General features: G+C 56.6%; 17 protein-coding genes. 7 read left to right on the top strand and 10 right to left on the bottom strand.

The features are described 5' to 3' along the window. Nucleotide 1 precedes the first annotated feature (1 nt). A complete protein-coding gene (locus tag FS819_RS06020) occupies nucleotides 2–745 on the bottom strand; it encodes a helix-turn-helix domain-containing protein (protein ID WP_156550639.1) in 744 nt (247 codons plus the stop codon). Between the two features lie 410 nt (nucleotides 746–1,155). After that, complete coding sequence (locus tag FS819_RS06015) at nucleotides 1,156–1,749, bottom strand: DnaJ domain-containing protein (protein WP_085946625.1); 594 nt, start codon at nucleotides 1,747–1,749, stop codon at nucleotides 1,156–1,158. A gap of 365 nt (nucleotides 1,750–2,114) precedes the next feature. On the opposite strand from FS819_RS06015, the gene purL reads away from it, so the two are divergent. The 5 genes from purL (at nucleotide 2,115) to FS819_RS05990 (ending at nucleotide 6,744) form a co-directional block, all read left to right on the top strand. Beyond that, nucleotides 2,115–4,352, top strand: a complete 2,238-nt coding sequence (purL, locus tag FS819_RS06010; RefSeq protein WP_156533191.1) for a phosphoribosylformylglycinamidine synthase subunit PurL — start codon at nucleotides 2,115–2,117, stop codon at nucleotides 4,350–4,352. Between the two features lie 39 nt (nucleotides 4,353–4,391). Next, entirely contained in the window at nucleotides 4,392–4,628 is a 237-nt protein-coding gene (locus tag FS819_RS06005) for a BolA/IbaG family iron-sulfur metabolism protein (protein WP_015915812.1), read from the top strand. Between the two features lie 15 nt (nucleotides 4,629–4,643). After that, nucleotides 4,644–4,844 (top strand): hypothetical protein, encoded by a 201-nt coding sequence (locus tag FS819_RS06000; RefSeq protein WP_060715654.1) that lies wholly within the window; start codon nucleotides 4,644–4,646, stop codon nucleotides 4,842–4,844. Between the two features lie 101 nt (nucleotides 4,845–4,945). After that, the gene (gene grxD, locus FS819_RS05995) at nucleotides 4,946–5,281 is read left to right on the top strand and encodes a Grx4 family monothiol glutaredoxin (RefSeq protein ID WP_015915811.1); all 336 of its coding nucleotides are present in this window, start codon (nucleotides 4,946–4,948) and stop codon (nucleotides 5,279–5,281) included. A 257-nt stretch (nucleotides 5,282–5,538) separates the two neighbouring features. After that, a complete protein-coding gene (locus tag FS819_RS05990) occupies nucleotides 5,539–6,744 on the top strand; it encodes a multidrug effflux MFS transporter (protein ID WP_156550730.1) in 1,206 nt (401 codons plus the stop codon). Nucleotides 6,745–6,816: 72 nt separating this feature from the next. Here the strand turns inward: FS819_RS05990 and FS819_RS05985 are convergent, their stop codons facing one another. The 6 genes from FS819_RS05985 to rpsD all read right to left on the bottom strand — a co-directional run bounded on the left by FS819_RS05985 (nucleotide 6,817) and on the right by rpsD (nucleotide 12,180). Next, nucleotides 6,817–7,638: an inositol monophosphatase family protein gene (locus FS819_RS05985; protein WP_156550640.1), complete on the bottom strand. Its 822-nt coding sequence runs from the start codon at nucleotides 7,636–7,638 to the stop codon at nucleotides 6,817–6,819. 28 nt (nucleotides 7,639–7,666) lie between these two features. Further along, entirely contained in the window at nucleotides 7,667–8,503 is an 837-nt protein-coding gene (locus FS819_RS05980; protein ID WP_234624889.1) for an inositol monophosphatase family protein, read from the bottom strand. 43 nt (nucleotides 8,504–8,546) lie between these two features. Beyond that, nucleotides 8,547–9,434 (bottom strand): tRNA 2-thiocytidine(32) synthetase TtcA, encoded by an 888-nt coding sequence (gene ttcA, locus FS819_RS05975; protein ID WP_156550641.1) that lies wholly within the window; start codon nucleotides 9,432–9,434, stop codon nucleotides 8,547–8,549. 111 nt (nucleotides 9,435–9,545) lie between these two features. Then, a complete protein-coding gene (locus FS819_RS05970) occupies nucleotides 9,546–10,340 on the bottom strand; it encodes a ChbG/HpnK family deacetylase (protein WP_234624899.1) in 795 nt (264 codons plus the stop codon). Between the two features lie 140 nt (nucleotides 10,341–10,480). Next, nucleotides 10,481–11,407 carry a glutaminase gene (locus FS819_RS05965; RefSeq protein ID WP_156550643.1) on the bottom strand — a complete coding sequence of 309 codons (927 nt, stop codon included), beginning with the start codon at nucleotides 11,405–11,407 and terminating at the stop codon, nucleotides 10,481–10,483. Nucleotides 11,408–11,562: 155 nt separating this feature from the next. Then, complete coding sequence (gene rpsD, locus FS819_RS05960; RefSeq protein WP_156550644.1) at nucleotides 11,563–12,180, bottom strand: 30S ribosomal protein S4; 618 nt, start codon at nucleotides 12,178–12,180, stop codon at nucleotides 11,563–11,565. Between the two features lie 331 nt (nucleotides 12,181–12,511). Between rpsD and FS819_RS05955 the strand changes: the two genes are divergently transcribed. Further along, nucleotides 12,512–13,501, top strand: a complete 990-nt coding sequence (locus tag FS819_RS05955; protein ID WP_156550645.1) for a TerC family protein — start codon at nucleotides 12,512–12,514, stop codon at nucleotides 13,499–13,501. Nucleotides 13,502–13,582: 81 nt separating this feature from the next. Here FS819_RS05955 and FS819_RS05950 read toward each other — a convergent pair whose 3' ends face one another. Together FS819_RS05950 and FS819_RS05945 are read right to left on the bottom strand one after the other, a co-directional pair. Beyond that, nucleotides 13,583–15,109: a SulP family inorganic anion transporter gene (locus FS819_RS05950; protein WP_156550646.1), complete on the bottom strand. Its 1,527-nt coding sequence runs from the start codon at nucleotides 15,107–15,109 to the stop codon at nucleotides 13,583–13,585. Between the two features lie 4 nt (nucleotides 15,110–15,113). Beyond that, nucleotides 15,114–15,818 (bottom strand): carbonic anhydrase, encoded by a 705-nt coding sequence (locus FS819_RS05945; protein ID WP_156550647.1) that lies wholly within the window; start codon nucleotides 15,816–15,818, stop codon nucleotides 15,114–15,116. A 799-nt stretch (nucleotides 15,819–16,617) separates the two neighbouring features. On the opposite strand from FS819_RS05945, the gene pepT reads away from it, so the two are divergent. After that, entirely contained in the window at nucleotides 16,618–17,853 is a 1,236-nt protein-coding gene (gene pepT, locus FS819_RS05940) for a peptidase T (protein WP_156550648.1), read from the top strand. Nucleotides 17,854–17,880: the final 27 nt, after the last annotated feature.

Here is a 17,880-nt window from a genome sequence, read left to right as displayed (position 1 = left end):
ATTACCGGCTGGATCGCTGCTCCAAATCGCCAATCCTGCGATGCAGGATTTCGATCATGCTGCCGGTTTCTTGATACATATGGGTCAAACGGTCAAGTTCGCGGCGCATGACCAAAAGCATGTCGTCCTCGGCATCGCCGCCATTGTCCTCTTCGTCTGGACCGCGCCCGTTGCCTGTCATCAGCCATTGGCGGCAAACGCCAAGACTATCGGCAACCAATCCAAGACTTCTGGCATCGGCTTCACTGCGATCCGCCTCCCATGAGCGCAATTTCGCAACCGGCACGCCCGCGATCGAGGCCAAATCGGCGAGATCCATGCCTGCGCAATCCCTCGCAGTTGCAAGTCGCCCGCCCAAGGTATCGTCATTCACATTCAGTAGCCGGTTAATATCGTAAAGCCCCATAATACGATCTCCGTGAAAAAAACGCCGATGATTCCCAGCCACCCGACATTCCCTTGACCGCCTCTCGCCAAAGGCCCACGCCTTTGACAAATTTTTTACCCGCATGATTGCCAGCTTAAAATAGATCCAGATCGAAATCCGTCTGCCGCGCATCCGGGTTAAAAATACGCGCCCATCGGATTGCCACGCCGTTGAACCGTTTAAAACCGCAACAGAAATGTTCGCCATCTCAATTGGTTCCACGCCGCAGAAAAAATTATTCATGACGTCGCAAATTACGAAAATTGAAACTGTGCCGCAATGGTGCCTCGCGACAAATCTCGTTTTCACGACCGTCATATTTAAACGCCGACCAGCAAACTCTCGACCAAACGCTCGGTAACTTTTAAAAACAGCAATGTTTTTCAATGAGAAGGCGGAAAATTGAATTCCATTGAGGAAACCGAACGCAACCGACCTATCATTATCGGCTTCTCTCGACAGGACTTAAGGGCGAGTTAACGACCTAAATCCGCGACGCTCCAAAATGACCCAGCTTTATTCCAGGGAGCCATTCGATGTGCGTTTTTGAGACAGCCAAGCCACGACGAATCAACTTGGCAAAAAACAATGCGTTTTTGCTTGGATTATTTTTTTGAATGATGGCGCGCCAAAAACCGCTCCACACTTTTCGGGCCGATCGCTTCCCCAAGCATCGGCTTATCCGAAAACCGCGCCACACTTTGCGGGCCGATGCTATTCGGCCGATGCTATTCGGCCGCCTTCGGCAGATCCGGAACAGGATCGGACAGCGTCTCCACCAGTGGTTCCAGCTCGTAGGAATAGCCCTCTAGCATGGAATAGGCGCGCTCGATGGCGTCGATCTGGGTTTCGGCATTCTTGATCGCTTCGGCAATCGACTGGGTGCGGGCGCGCAACATAGAGCCGAGCACATCGGTTTCAGGTCGCCGGCCAATACGATCCACATGCTTGCGGATACGGGTGCGGTGACGCTCCAGTTCCAGAATATGAAACCGGGCTTTGAGGATATCGTCCGTCAACTTGCGGCGCAGGCCCGCGACCGGATCGAAACTGCCGGGCTCGCGCTCGTCAAGAATCATGTCGTTAATCAGCGATTCCAGCACCATCAAGCCCTTCAGGTCGGCAACATCGGCCAATTGCGGATCATAGCCGGTATCATCATAGACCTTACGGCGAACCGGATCCTTCAAGAGATCATAGGACGTAGTGATCCTGCCAAATTCATCCGGGTCGCCGCCGGCATCTGGATGGGCGCTCTTGGCCTTCTTGCGATACGCCGCCTTGACCGCCGCCTCATCGGCATCGCGCTCCAAACCCAGCATGACATAAGGATCGATCACAAAGGCACCTGTCTAGAATTCCAACCGGCCCGGCAAAGCGGGCAGATGTTTCGCATGGCTGTAACACAGGCTCATCTGCCTCGCTTACATCGCGCATAAGTTTACCGCAGGCCGGGGCGAAAATGTGAAAAGAAATGGTCTATCCCCAAACAGATTGTCTGAGATGCCATAAACAGCGCTTTCACCAGCCCTGGAATTTGCGCAGATCCGGCCACAGATAAGCCATCGACACGCAAACCTTGGAAAGGCCGCATTTTACCCGCCGCAGCCACATTTTCCAGTCGCGCGAATGAATTGCCTGTTATAAAAGGGCGGCAAAATTCTCACTCCCAGTGCAAGAGAGAGCCATGACGATCCCGAATTCCATCCCGATCACCCCGGAACTGGTAGCCTCCCATGGCCTGAAGCCGGAGGAATATGACCGGATTCTGCAATTGATCGGACGGGAGCCGACATTTACCGAGCTTGGTATTTTCTCGGCCATGTGGAACGAACATTGTTCCTACAAGTCCTCCAAGCGCTGGCTGCGTACCCTGCCCACCACGGGCGCTCGCGTTATTCAAGGCCCCGGCGAAAATGCAGGCGTGGTCGATATCGATGACGGCGATTGCGTGGTCTTCAAGATGGAAAGCCACAACCACCCTTCTTATATCGAACCTTATCAAGGTGCTGCGACCGGCGTCGGCGGCATTCTGCGCGACGTTTTCACCATGGGCGCGCGTCCGATTGCCGCCATGAACGCGCTGCGCTTCGGCGCACCGGATCATCCGAAGACACGGCATCTCGTCTCCGGCGTTGTGGCTGGCGTCGGCGGCTATGGCAATGCCTTTGGCGTTCCCACCGTGGGCGGCGAAGTGGAATTCGACGAGCGCTATAACGGCAATATCCTGGTCAACGCCTTTGCCGCTGGCCTTGCAAAGTCGGACGCGATCTTCCTGTCGGAAGCCAAGGGCGTTGGCCTGCCGGTCGTCTATCTCGGTGCCAAGACTGGCCGCGATGGCGTCGGTGGCGCGACCATGGCATCGGCGGAATTCGATGAATCCATCGACGAAAAGCGCCCGACCGTACAGGTCGGCGACCCCTTCACCGAAAAATGCCTGCTGGAAGCCTGCCTTGAACTGATGAAGACCGGTGCGGTCATCGCCATTCAGGACATGGGTGCCGCAGGTCTCACCTGTTCGGCGGTGGAAATGGGTGCCAAGGGCGATCTCGGCATCGAGCTTGACCTCGACACCGTGCCGGTGCGCGAAGAAAACATGACCGCCTATGAAATGATGCTCTCGGAAAGCCAGGAGCGCATGCTGATGGTGCTGGAGCCATCCAAGGAAGAGGTCGCCAAGGCGATCTTCGTCAAATGGGGCCTAGACTTTGCCATTGTCGGCAAAACCACCGATGACCTGCGCTTCCGCATTCTGCATCAGGGCGAGGAAGTCGCCAATCTGCCAATCAAGGATCTCGGCGATCAGGCACCCGAATATGACCGCCCATGGCGCGAATCAGACAAGCGCGGCCCCCTGCCCGCCAATCTGGTGGACGAGCCAGCCGATTACCGCGCCGCTATTCTGTCGCTGGTCGGTTCGGCCAACCAGTCCAGCCGCCGCTGGGTCTATGAACAATATGATACGCTGATCCAGGGGAATTCGCTTCAGCTTCCCGGCGGTGACGCGGGCGTAGTGCGGGTGGAAAATCATCCGACCAAGGCACTGGCCTTCTCCTCGGATGTCACGCCGCGTTATGTCGAAGCCGATCCGTTTGAAGGCGGTAAGCAGGCCGTGGCTGAATGCTGGCGCAACATTACCGCGACCGGCGCCGAGCCGCTGGCCGCCACCGACAACCTCAACTTCGGCAATCCCGAAAAGCCCGAAATCATGGGCCAGCTGGTGGAAGCCATCAAGGGCATCGGCGAAGCCTGCCGGGCGCTGGATTTCCCGATCGTCTCGGGCAATGTGTCGCTGTATAACGAAACCAATGGCGTCGCGATCCTACCGACCCCGACCATTGCCGGCGTTGGCCTGTTGCCCGACTGGAGCCGGATGGCGAAAATCGGCGGCGCCCAGGATGGCGATCATGTTCTACTGATCGGCACCGATGGCTCCCATCTCGGCAGCTCGATCTATCTGCGTGACCTTCTTGGCCGCACCGATGGCCCGGCGCCTGAGGTGGACCTGCATGCCGAGCGCCGCAATGGCGATTTCATCCGCTCGGCGATCCGCAATGGTCAGGTAACTGCCTGCCATGACATTTCCTCTGGTGGTCTCGGGATTGCTCTGGCCGAAATGGCGATGGCCTCGTCCAAGGGCCTTTCCATCGACCTGTCAGAAAGCCGCGGCCCAGCCCATGCGCTGCTGTTTGGTGAAGACCAGGCCCGCTATGTTGTCACGGTTCCGGCTGATCTTGCCAATTTCATCTGTGCGAATGCTGAAGGTGCGGGTGTACCGTTCCGCCGTCTTGGCAAGGTTGGCGGCGATGCGCTTGTCATCGACGGTATGTGTACAATCACCGTTGAGGAATTGCGCAACACGCATGAATCGTGGTTCCCTGACTTCATGGATGGCAAGGCTGAAACCCTGGCCGCCGCGCAGTAAATATCAGGCGCGCAAAGAGATCAGAATGGGAGCAGAACCATGGCTATGAAGCCCGGCGATATCGAAGACATGATCAAAGCGGGTATTCCCGGCGCCAAGGTCGTCATCCGCGATCTGGCTGGCGATGGCGACCACTATGCCGCTGAAGTCGTGGCCGAAGCCTTTCGCGGCAAGTCGCGCGTGCAGCAGCACCAGATGGTCTACGATGCCCTGAAAGGCAATATGGGCGGGGTGCTGCATGCCCTCGCCCTGCAAACCTCCATCCCCGAAGCCTGACGGTATCACATCATCATGAGCAACCCGATTACCTCGTTTTTCTCCTCACTGATCAAATCGGTGAAAGCTGAAATGTCCGACCGAAAGAAATACAAGCAGGCCCGCCTGCAACGGTTGAATGCGCCTGCTGCCGACAAGAAGGTCGAGCCGACGCGAGCGAATACCCGCAACAAGGCTGCCCGTCAGGCCCGGCGCGTCACCCGCAATCGGGGCTGATCGCGGTTAACCGCCGTTTTGACTTTTGAAATTTCGGTAAAATGCGCCTATATAGGCAATGGAATACTGCGGCCTTGACCCGCATGTGAAAGGATAAATCCATGAGCGGTGTAAACGAATTCATTGATAATGCTGTAAAAAGCAATGATGTCGTGCTTTTCATGAAGGGCACGCCCCAGTTTCCGCAATGCGGATTTTCGGGCCAGGTCGTACAGATGCTCGATTATCTCGGCATCGACTACAAGGGCATCAATGTGCTCGCCGACCAGGAAATTCGCGAAGGCATCAAGACCTATTCCAACTGGCCGACCATTCCGCAGCTTTATGTGAAGGGCGAATTCATCGGCGGATGCGATATCGTCCGGGAAATGTTCCAGGCCGGTGAATTGCAGTCTCACCTCGAGGAAAAGGGCATTGCCGTTCGCGGCGCCGCCTGACGCGAACTGGATAAAGCCCGGTAGTATTCCGGGCTTGTCCCCTTCGGCCCCTTTGCGCATATTGCGGTGCGGCAAATTTGACGCACACAGCGGTCAGCTACAAGCCTATCGACAGCACGGCTCTCATAATCGATTCCGATTGAGGGATTAATGCAGTATCTGATAAGGGCGTCGCGCCTTGCGACGCCTTTTGATTTTCCAGGACATGTTTTCCCATGACAGCTCCCATTCGTTCCGCTCCAGCTGCCTTGCAAGGCATGAGCAAGCTGGAATTCGTCTTTCTCTGCGCCGCATTGATGGCAATGAACGCGTTGGCGATCGACATCATGCTTCCTGCCTTGCAGCAGATCGGCGAAGCCCTCAATGTCGTCAATGAAAATCACCGGCAATATGTCGTGACGTCATACCTGATCGGGTTTGGGTGCGCGCAATTGATCTATGGCCCGCTGTCGGATCGGTTCGGGCGGCGCACGCCGATGTTGATCGGTCTCATCGTCTATGTTCTGGCAGCACTGGCGATCACCATTGTGCCAAGCTTCGCCGGATTGCTGATCCTGCGCTTCATCCAGGGTGCCGGCTCGGCTGGAACCCGGGTCATCACCATTTCCATCGTGCGCGATGTCTACGGTGGCCGCCAGATGGCGGAGGTGATGTCGCTGATCATGATGGTTTTCATGATCATCCCGGTCGTCGCTCCCGGAACCGGTCAAATCATCATGTTCTTTGGCAACTGGCACCTGATCTTCCTGTTCATTGCCGTCGGCGGCATTCTCACCAGCATCTGGATGCACATGCGACTTCCGGAAACATTGACCCCGGAAAACCGCCGGGAATTCACCCCCAAGGTGATCTTCGAGGGCTTCAAGATCGTCCTGACCAATCGCATCGCCTTGTTCTACACCTTGGCAAGCACCTTCATCTTCGGGGCGCTGTTCGGCTTCATCAACTCTGCCCAACAGATCTACATGGGCATTTACGGTCTCGGTGTCTGGTTCCCCTTCGCTTTTGCTGGCGTGGCGATTTTCATGGCGCTGTCATCCTACGTAAACTCGAAGCTGGTGGGTCGGATTGGGATGCGGCGCCTGTCGCATGCATCGCTTCTTGGTTTCATCACCATCAATGCCCTGTGGTTGCTGGCTGAAACCTTCGGGCCGACACCACTGCCCTTCGTTATTTTCATGGCTTTTTTCGCGGTCTCCATGTTCCAGTTCGGCTGGATCGGCGGCAATTTCCAGACGCTCGCCATCGAACCGCTCGGCCATGTCGCCGGAACCGCCTCATCGGTGCTCGGCTTCATCTCCACCGTCGGCGGCTCGGTCATCGGCGCCGTGGTCGGTCAAGCCTTCGATGGTACGGCTCGGCCCCTAGTCGCTGGCTATTTCATTCTCGGCGTGATCGGCCTGATCTTCGTGCTGATTGCCGAAAAGGGCAAGCTGTTCCAGCCGCATAACCCCAAAGTCTGACAATCGGATATCCGAACAAAAAAGCCACGGCAGATCACCTGCCGTGGCTTTTTTATTGGGTAATCGAAGTTTTCAAACGTTGAAAATCTTTTCGCGCAATTCTGTCCAGCTCTCCTTGTCGGGGGCGATCAGCAGACCGCCGCTGGTGTGGTGCGGCAGGTATGCGGAGCCGTCGAACCTAGCTGCATAGGCTCCCGATTCCTGAGCCATCAGCGTTCCGGCCAGATGATCCCAGGGCATCAGCTTGTTATACATGGCAAAATGCATATGGCCCTGGCAGAGAATACGGTATTCGTGGGCAGCACAGCGATAGCTGGTGAACAGCCGCACCTCGGCCAGATTAACCAGCAGCTTGCGGCGCGCCTCCAGCTCGAAAAAGCCGACATTGGCAATGCCAATCATCTGAGCAAGATCGGGTGCCGGGCGCACCTCCATCTTTTCCTGATTGCCATCGGGTTTGCAGAGCCAGGCACCGCTGCCCTTTTCAACGATTGCCCAATCATTGCCCATCGGGTCGTAAATCAGGCCCGCAACCGTTTCGCCATGGCGCACGACGCTGAGCATGACCCCGAACAGCGGCATGCCGGCAGCGAAATTGAACGTGCCGTCAATCGGATCGACAATCACGGCAAGCTCGGCATCCGCCAGCTTGTCGAGCAGAGCAGGATCTGCGGCAACCGCTTCCTCGCCGATGAACACCGCATCCGGCATGAGTTCCTTGATACGGCTGTGGATCAGCCGCTCGGCAGCTTCATCAGCCTCAGTGACCAGATCGATGGCCTCGGTTTTCATCCGCACATCGCCCTCGCCCAGATTGCGAAAACGCGGCAGGATTTCCGTGACTGCCGCTTCCTGCAGAAGATTGGCAAGGGCTGCAATGTCGATATCGGCCATGTCTGTTCCTTTTAAAATGTCGTTCGTCTTATCGCGCCTGGATCACTTCGCGGAGGACCATCTCCCAACTGTCGCGATCCGGTGCCGTCAGGATGCCGCCGGTGATGTCGCCGGGACGATAGGGGCTGCCGTCGAACCGGGCTGTCACGCCGCCCGCCTCTTGGTGGATCAACACGCCAGCCAAATGGTCCCAGGGCATCAATTTGTAATGGCCGATAAAATGGACCTTGCCGGTGGCAACCAGCCAATATTCATAGGCGGAGCAATTGAAAGCAAAAGCCATCTTGGTTTTGGTGAGATTACCGGCAATGCGGCGCTTTTCCTCACCCTTCAGTTCATTGATGGAAATCGTTCCCACCATGGACGAGAGATCGCAAGGGGCGGCCACTTTGACCGGCACGCGCTCGCCATTGGCGCGCAAAAACTGCGCACCGGCACCGCGAGAGGCCACCAGCGTATCGCCAAGCACCGATTCGTGAATAATCCCCGCGACGGTCTCACCCCGCACCACGACGGCGAGATTGGTGGCATGCAACGGAAGGCCTGCCTGAAAATTGAATGTTCCATCGACCGGATCGATGACGAATGCCAGTTCGGCGTCCCTCAAGGCGTCGATCACGTCAGGATTGGTTTCGCAAGCCTCCTCTCCGACGATCAGTGCGCCGGGCCAGCGGGCGAGAAAGGCTTCCGTCATCTGTTTTTCCGACAGAAGATCGGCCTCGGTGACGAGATCGATAGAGGATTTCTTCTCGGATATATCGGAAACACCCAGACGCCGAAAACGAGGCACGATCTGGCTAGCGGCGGCGTCCTTGACGATTTGCAGGACGGCGTCGATATCACGGTCTTGAAACACGGGAGGCACTTTCTTAAGGCTGGTGAAATGTCAAAAACTCGATGCGCCCGCCTTATGACGGCTTCGTGACAACCAGCCCGGAAAAATCAAAAAGTGCGGGATCAAGCAGATGCGAGGGGTTCACATGCGACAACGCCCGCAGCATCGCATCCTTGCGGCCCGGCATCTTGGCTTCGATCCCGGCCAGCATGTCCTTCATGGCGTTGCGCTGCAAGCCGTCCTGCGACCCGCAGAGATCGCAGGGAATGATTGGAAACTGCATGGCAGCAGCGAATTTGGCGAGATCGTCTTCCGCCGCATAGGCCAGCGGCCGCATCACGAACAGATCTCCCTCATCGTTCAGCAGCTTGGCCGGCATGGCCGCCAACCGTCCGCCATGGAAGAAATTCATGAAGAAGGTTTCGAGAATGTCTTCGCGGTGATGGCCAAGCACCAGCGCATCGCAGCCTTCTTCGCGGGCGATGCGATAGAGATTACCACGCCGCAGCCGCGAACAGAGCGAACAATAAGTGCCGCCCGCCGGGACCTTTTCCTTCACAATGGAATAAGTGTCCCGATATTCGATGCGGTGGGCAATGCCGATGGATTTCAGATACTCCGGCAGGACATGCTTGGGAAAATTCGGCTGGCCCTGGTCGAGATTGCAGGCGATCAATTCGACGGGCAGCAGGCCGCGCCATTTCAGGTCCATCAACAACGCCAAAAGGCCATAGCTATCCTTGCCGCCGGAAAGCCCGATAAGCCAGCGCTTCTGGCCGTTCAACATGCCAAAATCGTCGATCGCCTGACGCACGTGGCGCAGCAAACGCTTGCGCAGCTTGTTAAAGGAGACTGACTGCGGTGCGTCATTAAACAGCGGATGGCGGACGCTCTCCTGCCCATCCTCTACGTCATCTAATCCGGCGCGTTCCGCCCCGTTTCCCGCAAAAGCAAGATTCATGTGAGGATGCGGCCCTGTCCGCTGATTTGCTTAAACCAAGAATCGATGCTGAAGCAGCTCGTCCTTGAACAAATGTTGACTGCCGCCACTGCCAATCGGGCGGATTTTCTCTTATTGGCGCATCAGCTCGGCAAATTCAACCTCGCGGGCCATCATCAGCCGGTCACGCGCCCGCAGGATCGCATCCGAATGGCCGGGATGGCACATGACAACCGCGTCACGTGGCGCATGGCTGCGAAAATAGCGAAGCGCATCGGCAAAGCCGTTCGGCTTGCCGCGCTCGTAAAAACCGGTCAACGGTCCCTTGATCGTATAGCCCGCCGCCTGCATTTCCGCATTGAAGCCGCGTGCCATGCGCTGCACCAGGCTGATCTTGGCGCGCTGGGCAAGGCTGGTCGCCAGCCGTGCATCCGGCTCACCACGCAGCCAAGGACTGTTGCCGCGCGGGCTGATCAGCAGATCACGTCGCGCCACCAACCATTCCCGCACGACGGGCAGGAAATGAATGTGTTGATGACCGTCGATATAATCAGGCACGCGGCCAATCACATCAATAAAAGCGTTGAGCTGCGCATCCAGCTCGCGTTGCAGCTTGCCTTTGTCGACACCGCCCATGAAGGATTGTGTCAGACGACGGCGGAAGGAGCACATGGGCTGCACACCGCTCAAAGGCAGGAAATTGGTCAGCGTCAGGTGCAGGCCGATGGCGCCGCCACATCTGTCGATCACTGGCAGCAACAGAGAAGCCTCGTCGCGCCAATCGGCAAACACGGTCATGCAGCCGGTGCCACGCACCTTGCCCTCGCTAAGCAGCGTCCTGATTGCCTGATTGACGCCCGGCGACAGGCCATAGCCATCGGCAACGATGCATAGCGGCGCCGCATTGATTTTCATATCCGAGATCACGTTCAAGACTTGTCCCACTCCTGCAGGCCTTTTGCCCGCTATATCATAGTCACGGCATGAATGCGCGCCGAACTTTATGCCTATCGACCCTGCATTCTCCAGGCATCACTTTTCACCGAAAAGCAAAAACCGCTCTCACATCAATTTCCAAAAACCGACCAGCCGGTCCGGGTTGCCAGCAGTTCGAGCGCTTCCGATCCAAGCGCCGAATTGCCGACTTTGTTCAATCCCGGAGACCACACTGCAATAGAGGCCTTGCCCGGCGCTATCGCCAGGATGCCGCCGCCCACGCCGCTCTTGCCGGGCAAGCCGACATGATAGGCAAAATCCCCCGAGCCATCATAATGGCCGCAGGTCAGCATCAAGGCGTTGATGCGCCGCGCCCGCTTCGGCGAGACCACGGAAAAGCCACTAAGCGGATTTGTACCCCGGTTGGCAAGATACAGACCCGCATGGGAGAGTTGCACACAGCTCATCGCCAGCGCGCATTGATGGAAATAAACACCCAGCACCATCTCCACCGCGTGGTGCAGATTACCAAAACCGCTCATGAAATTGGCCAGTGCGAAATTACGGTAGCCAGTCGTCTGCTCAGACTGCGCCACCTTCCGGTCGATGGTAATGGTGTCGTCATCGGCCAGGAACTGCATGAAGCGCAGGAATTCACCGATGGCTTCGCGCGGCTTGTGTCCGGCCAGCACCATATCCGTCACAACGATGGCGCCCGCATTGATGAAGGGGTTGCGCGGAATACCATGCTCATGCTCCAGCTGAACGATGGAGTTGAAGGATGAGCCGGAGGGCTCTCGCCCGACCCGCTTCCACACGCCCTCACCCGTTTTTCCAAGCGCCAGCGTCAGCATGAACACCTTGGAAATGCTCTGGATGGAAAATGGCACTGCCGCATCGCCTGCGGTAAAGGTCTGGCCGTCGACCGTGGTGATGGCGATGCCGAATTGCTTCGGATCAATCGTCGCAAGCTCGGGAATATAGTCCGCGACCTTGCCTTCCCCAAGTCGGGGCTGCATCTCACCGACAATGTCGTCAACAATTGCCTGCAAATCCATCTGGGTTCCCCATGCCGGGCTGTTGCTCATCCCGGCAGATGCATGACAGTCCGGTTTTTCGTGCAGAAGCCGACAGGCATCATTATCGAATTTTGCTGCGCTGCAAACAGAAAAAGCCGCCCGTAAAGGCGGCTTTCTCGAATTTCAGATCGAAATCAACGCGAGTAGAATTCGACGACCAGCTGCGGTTCCATGATGACGGCGTAAGGAACGTCCGTCAGGGTTGGTACGCGAACGAAGGTAGCAACCATCTTGTTGTGATCAACTTCGATATAATCGGGAACGTCACGTTCGGCGAGCTGCGTGGCTTCCAGAACGATGGCCAGTTGCTTGGACTTCTGACGCACTTCAATAACGTCACCAGCCTTGCAGCGGTAGGAACCGATATTGACCTTGACGCCATTGACCGAAACGTGGCCGTGGTTGACGAACTGGCGAGCAGCAAACACCGTCGGCACGAACTTGGCGCGGTAGACGATGGCGTCCAGACGCGATTCCAGGAGGCCGATCAGGTTCTCGGAAGTATCGCCCTTACGACGGTTGGCTTCGTCGTAGGTGGCGCGGAACTGCTTTTCACGCAGGTCGCCGTAGTAGCCCTTCAGCTTCTGCTTGGCGCGCAGCTGCACACCGAAGTCGGAAAGCTTGCCCTTGCGGCGCTGACCGTGCTGGCCGGGGCCATATTCGCGACGGTTGACCGGGGACTTCGGACGGCCCCAGATGTTTTCGCCCATACGGCGGTCGATTTTATACTTGGAAGATGCGCGCTTGCTCATCGTATTTCCTCTTGTTGTTATTGGGCCTTTTAGAACCCATTTTGGGAAACACGCCCTCCTCTGGATCGCCTTTCGGCTTTCCTGACAGGCGGCTCACACCTAAAAAAGCGGAGCCTCCACGGGACATGTCGTAAAAACACCGGGCGTTTCCACCCGGCGTTGGACGGGTCTCTACGCAGAGCCGTCACAAATGTCAAGCACCGGCCTTGAACTCGTGGCAGGCCCGCCTCATTTACCGCTGTATCAGCAGTTCCGGGCCCCTCTGACGCGAGTGCCGGATACCCGTGATGTCGGAACTGCAACAAAAACCCTCCGGCAAAGGAAACCCTCGATGGATTTTCTTTGGGTCGATTTTATGGGCAAGCCAACATGGATGTGGCTTTTCTTCCTTGCAATCGTTCTATTTCTTCTGGTTCTCGATCTTGGTGTTCTGCATAAGAACAGCAAGGAGATCGGCATGGCCGAAAGCTTTGCTTTCTCGGCCTTCTACATCACTCTGGGCGTGTTGTTCGGCGGCTGGATATGGTGGCAATCGGGTCCGCAAGCCGGACTTGAATATCTGACGGGCTTTGTCATCGAAAAAAGCCTGGCGATGGACAATATCTTCGTCATCGCCATGATCTTCGGCTATTTCGCCATCCCTCGCGCCTATCAGCACCGGGTGCTGCTCTACGGTATTCTCGGCGTGATCGTGCTGCGCGGCATCATGATTGCGGCAGGTGCGGCTATCGTCGAAAGCTATCACTGGGTTCTGTATTTCTTTGCGGCCTTCCTGGTGTTTACCGGTGTCAAAATGCTGCTATCGGCCGACAGCCAATATGATGTCGCCAACAACCAGGCCTTGAAGCTGGCGCGGCGCTACCTGCCTGTCACCGACAAGTTGGAAGGCGACAGTTTCGTGGTGCGAAAGCAGGACGAAACGACTGGTAAGCTGAAAACCTACATCACGCCGCTGCTTCTGGCGCTGATCATGGTGGAATTCGTCGACCTGGTGTTTGCGGTCGATTCGATCCCGGCGATTTTTGCGATCACCACTGATCCCTATATCGTCTACACCTCGAATATTTTCGCCATCCTCGGCCTGCGCGCCCTCTACTTCGCGCTATCCGCCCTTATCCACCGCTTCGCTTACCTGAAATATGCGTTGTCGGTCGTTCTGATCTTCATCGGCTCGAAGATCTTTCTTGCCGACATGCTGGGTATCGCCAAGATCCCGCCGCTGCTGTCGCTAACCATCACGCTGGCCATCCTGGCAGCTGGTATTGTTGGATCTCTGTGGGCGACCCGCAAGGACGAGAAAAAGGATGTTATCGAAGAGTAATTTTCTCTCCAGCCAACAGCCAATATAAAAGAAGGGGCGACTTCATGAGCCGCCCCTTTTCTGTGTCCGACGTGACTTTACCTATGCAGGCTTGACGCAGAGCCGATCCACCATGGAGGCAACTTTCGGGGCAAGCTGACTGGAAGCGCTCACCTCGAGCGGTCGCCCTGCCCGTCTTTCGCGCGTCACCCATTCCGTCAGGGTTTCGGCATAGGTGTGATCGACATAATGCAGACCCGCAGGCGTGATCAGCACTTTCTTTCCGTCAGGAAGCGATTCCAGTGTGGCCAGCAATGCTGGAACGTCCCGGCAGGTCCCGACGCCATTCAGCTTCAACTGGATCGAATCATCATTCTCATGATGGTCGATATGCAGTTTACGGCGCAGGAACGGAATGATTTCCATGATAGAGAGAAACAGGCCGACCGCAACCCCCACCAGAAGATCCTGAACGACGACAAGACTGACCGTCGTGGCCCAGACCGCGACCGGCACCCAGCCGTGATGATCGAACAGGTGGCGCACATGCTGCAAGCTCACCAGTCGCCAGCCGGTTACCAAAAGCACGGCCGCGAGAGCGGTCAAAGGCACGACGCCCAGCAATTGCGGCAAAAGCGCCACCAGAGCCAGAATCCAGACACCATGGAAAATAGTAGAGCGGCGCGTTGCAGCGCCTGCCTGGATATTGGCAGAAGAGCGAACGATAACGCCGGTTACCGGCAGGGCACCCAGCAGGCCGCACAGGCTATTGCCGACGCCCTGCGCCACCAGTTCCTTGTTGAAACGGGTGCGTTCGCCATCATGCATTCTGTCAACGGCGGCAGCCGATAGCAGGGTTTCGGCGCTGGCAATCACTGCGATGATCAGCACGGTGGCGATCACCCCCGGCTGTGCAAGCCCGGCAAAGCTTTCCATCGTTGGCAGGCGAATGCCTTCCAGCAGGGTGGCCGGAACCTGAACCCGGGCAATCGGCAGGTCGAGGCCGACCGCCAGCAAGGTTCCGGCGGCTACGCCGATCAATGCCCCCGGCACCAGCCGCAGCCGGGCTGGCCGCAATTTTTCCCAACCAACCATGGCCAGCAAAGAGATCAGGCCGATAATGAGCGCTATGCTGTGATTGCTCATGCCGCCGCTGATCACCTTGCCGATGGTCTCATCCATGGCGGCGACATTTTCAACGCCACCGGCGGCGGGCTTGGCGTCCATCAGCACATGGACCTGGCCAAGGACGATCAGGATACCGATTCCCGCCAGCATGCCATGCACGACGGCAGGCGAAATGGCGCGAAACCACGAGCCGAGCTTGAGATAGCCGGCCAGGACCTGCAAAAACCCGGCAACGATCAATACCGGCCCCAGAAGAACAAGCCCATATTCCTCAACGAAGCCGAAGACGATCACCGCAAGGCCTGCCGCCGGGCCGGAGACCTGCAAGGGGGAACCGGCGATCACGCCGATAACAATGCCGCCGACAATGCCGGAGACGAGGCCCATCGCCACCGGTACGCCGGATGCGATGGCAATGCCGAGGCAAAGCGGAATGGCGACGAGAAAGACGACGATGGACGAGGCAATGTCCCGTGTCAGAGCTGAACTGGTTTTTTCCATCGCCTCACTCCGCCGCAACCGCTACGAAAGGATCGGCCATGATATGCGGCGTGGCACGCCCGGAAACCGCAACCGGCAGCGGCTTTTCACCTTCGATCACCAGGAAGCGTTTCTCCGCGCCATCGTAGACCTGCACCTCGCCGGTCTCGATGTCGAAGAACCAGCCATGCAGGTTAATGTCATTGGTGGCGAGTTTGGCGGCGACCGAAGGGTGGGTCTTCAGGTGATCGATTTGAATGACCACATTTTCCATCGCTACAGCCCGCACCTTGTCCTTGTGCGGCAGATCATCAGGATAGGCCTCGCAGACGATGGAATAAGCAGCGTGGCTATGGCGCAACCAGGCGGCTACATTGGGCATTGGCGCCAGCAGTTCGTGATTGCACAGACCCTTCATGGCACCGCAATCGGAATGGCCGCAAACAACGATGTCGCGCACGCCAAGCGCCACGACAGCATATTCGATGGCCGAGGAAACACCGCCATTCATGGTCGAGAACGGTGGAACGATATTGCCCGCGTTGCGGCATACGAACAATTCGCCAGGGCCGGACTGGGTAATCACTTCCGGCATGACCCGGCTATCGGCGCAGGAAATCATCAAGGCCTGGGGCTGCTGTCCTTCACGGGCCAATTTGCGATAGAGACCCGAATGGGTTGGAAATACTTCTTCCCGAAAACTCGAAAGGCGCTTCAAAAAATCACTCATTGCAAAAGTCCTCCTGATAAATAGCTGGCTAGATATTGAAGCCGGGATGCATTGCATCCGTGTCGTGAGCCACGCGGATTTGAAACAGCAATCCGGCTGGTTATCGTGCAGGGCTGGACCAAACCGATCCCTTTAACCATTCCCCGCTTACACAACCGAGAGTAATTTATTTCGAGGACGAAAATGTGATTTCTGTTGCTGCGCAGCAAAAACATCAATCACTTTTCCGTTATTATTTCAAAATCCCTTTTTATCGATGGGCAAAAAATCAGGATATTTTACGTATAAATTACAATTATTTGAATTCTAAATTTGATAGATGTCATGACAATTTAAAATATTGAAATTTTCAAATTCCGTTCAATTCCACGAGTCCTTATCAAAGCACAGCTATTTTTCTGCGCCGCAACATTAAATCAAAATACTCTCTTAGGATGCATATGAAAAAGCAAATATCATGACGCTCTCTTAGTCTTGCGCGACAATAAAGAGACGGATGTCATGTCACGGAACCGTCCGTCGACAGGGTCATTTCTGACAGTGTTTGCTTGAGTATTGGCCGTTGCCAATGGTGAAAGATAAAAATGCGGAGACGTTACAAATGGGTTGAGCAAACCTTCGTCTTGTGAAACGCTTACATTTACAAGATCTCTTTTGCGCCAATAATGTCGCAAATTGAATACTGTAAAATTGCAGGTGCCGCAGGTCGGCATCGCATATCCTGCGGATGGGCAAAGCCCGACCCCGCCCCAAACCCGTGGCCACCAACCATAGCCACAAACCGTGATGGACCGCCCGCATGCCCGATACAATTCTCGACCGTTTCCTGCGCTATGTCGTCATCGACACCCAGTCAGACCCCGAATCAACCAGCCAGCCTTCCACGGAAAAACAGAAAAACCTCGGCCATGTGCTGGTGAGTGAATTGCTGGCCATGGGCCTTTCCGACGCCCATCTGGATGAGCACGGCAATGTCTATGCGACCATTCCCGCCAATGTCGACAAGCCGGTTCCGGTGATCTGCTTCTGCTCGCATATGGATACGGCACCGGATTTCACCGGCACGAATGTGAAGCCGCAGCTGCTGAAAAACTATCAGGGCGGAGATATCGTTCTGTCCGGCGACGCCAATCAGATCATCCGGGTCAGCGACAATCCGCAGCTCGCCACGCAAATCGGCCATGACATTGTCACCACCGACGGCACCACGCTGCTGGGTGCCGACGACAAGGCGGGTATTGCCGAAATCATGACGGCGGCGCAGTTCCTGATCGACAATCCGCACATCCGGCATGGCGCCATCAAGATCCTCTTCACCACTGATGAAGAGATTGGCCGAGGTGCCGACAAGGTGGATCTTAAAAAGCTGGGCGCAGCCTTTGGCTACACCATGGATGGCAGCACGATCGGCGAGATCGAGAACGAGACATTTTCGGCGGACGGCGTGGATATCACCATAACCGGCGTTGCGATCCATCCCGGCACGGCCAAAGGCCGGATGGAAAACGCCATCAAGATCGCCAGCGCCATCATTGGCCGGCTGCCGAAGGACCAGACCCCCGAAACCACCGAGGGCCGCCAGGGCTTCATTCACCCCACCGACATCAGCGGCTCCATGGATGAAGCGCACCTGAAATTCATCATCCGCGATTTTGTGGATGAAGGCTTGGAGCAGAAAGAAGCGCTCCTGGAAGAGATCACCCACGATGTGATGCGCGACTATCCCGGATCGACCTACAGATTCGAGGTCAAGCAGCAATATCGCAATATGAAAGTGGTGCTCGACCAAGTTCCGATGGTGATGGACAATCTCGAAGAAGCGGTGCGCCGCGTTGGCCTCACCCCCGTGCTGCACAGCATTCGCGGCGGAACCGATGGCTCGCGCCTGTCCTTCATGGGCCTGCCCTGCCCCAATATCTATACCGGTGGCCATGCTTACCACTCGCCACTCGAGTGGATAAGCGTTCAGGACATGGAAGTCGCCGTGAAAACAATTGTGGAACTGGCAAAGGTCTGGGAAGAACGGGCCGACTGACGCGCTATCGCGTCGTGCCGAAAACCG

Origin of the sequence: Allorhizobium sp. Av2, from assembly GCF_021462805.2 — a bacterium.
GTDB lineage: Bacteria > Pseudomonadota > Alphaproteobacteria > Rhizobiales > Rhizobiaceae > Allorhizobium > Allorhizobium vitis_G.
The sequence above is the reverse complement of the archived record's forward strand: the minus strand, read 5'-3'. Positions and strand labels throughout refer to the sequence as shown.

What these genes read in the sequence shown, in the direction of transcription:
- FS819_RS06020 (WP_156550639.1), bottom strand. Translation starts at nt 745, where the DNA reads ATGACGGTCGTGAAAACGAGATTTGTCGCGAGGCACCATTGCGGCACA.
- FS819_RS06015 (WP_085946625.1), bottom strand. Translation starts at nt 1,749, where the DNA reads ATGCTGGGTTTGGAGCGCGATGCCGATGAGGCGGCGGTCAAGGCGGCG.
- purL (WP_156533191.1), top strand. Translation starts at nt 2,115, where the DNA reads ATGACGATCCCGAATTCCATCCCGATCACCCCGGAACTGGTAGCCTCC.
- FS819_RS06005 (WP_015915812.1), top strand. Translation starts at nt 4,392, where the DNA reads ATGGCTATGAAGCCCGGCGATATCGAAGACATGATCAAAGCGGGTATT.
- FS819_RS06000 (WP_060715654.1), top strand. Translation starts at nt 4,644, where the DNA reads ATGAGCAACCCGATTACCTCGTTTTTCTCCTCACTGATCAAATCGGTG.
- grxD (WP_015915811.1), top strand. Translation starts at nt 4,946, where the DNA reads ATGAGCGGTGTAAACGAATTCATTGATAATGCTGTAAAAAGCAATGAT.
- FS819_RS05990 (WP_156550730.1), top strand. Translation starts at nt 5,539, where the DNA reads ATGAGCAAGCTGGAATTCGTCTTTCTCTGCGCCGCATTGATGGCAATG.
- FS819_RS05985 (WP_156550640.1), bottom strand. Translation starts at nt 7,638, where the DNA reads ATGGCCGATATCGACATTGCAGCCCTTGCCAATCTTCTGCAGGAAGCG.
- ttcA (WP_156550641.1), bottom strand. Translation starts at nt 9,434, where the DNA reads ATGAATCTTGCTTTTGCGGGAAACGGGGCGGAACGCGCCGGATTAGAT.
- FS819_RS05965 (WP_156550643.1), bottom strand. Translation starts at nt 11,407, where the DNA reads ATGGATTTGCAGGCAATTGTTGACGACATTGTCGGTGAGATGCAGCCC.
- rpsD (WP_156550644.1), bottom strand. Translation starts at nt 12,180, where the DNA reads ATGAGCAAGCGCGCATCTTCCAAGTATAAAATCGACCGCCGTATGGGC.
- FS819_RS05955 (WP_156550645.1), top strand. Translation starts at nt 12,512, where the DNA reads ATGGATTTTCTTTGGGTCGATTTTATGGGCAAGCCAACATGGATGTGG.
- FS819_RS05950 (WP_156550646.1), bottom strand. Translation starts at nt 15,109, where the DNA reads ATGGAAAAAACCAGTTCAGCTCTGACACGGGACATTGCCTCGTCCATC.
- FS819_RS05945 (WP_156550647.1), bottom strand. Translation starts at nt 15,818, where the DNA reads ATGAGTGATTTTTTGAAGCGCCTTTCGAGTTTTCGGGAAGAAGTATTT.
- pepT (WP_156550648.1), top strand. Translation starts at nt 16,618, where the DNA reads ATGCCCGATACAATTCTCGACCGTTTCCTGCGCTATGTCGTCATCGAC.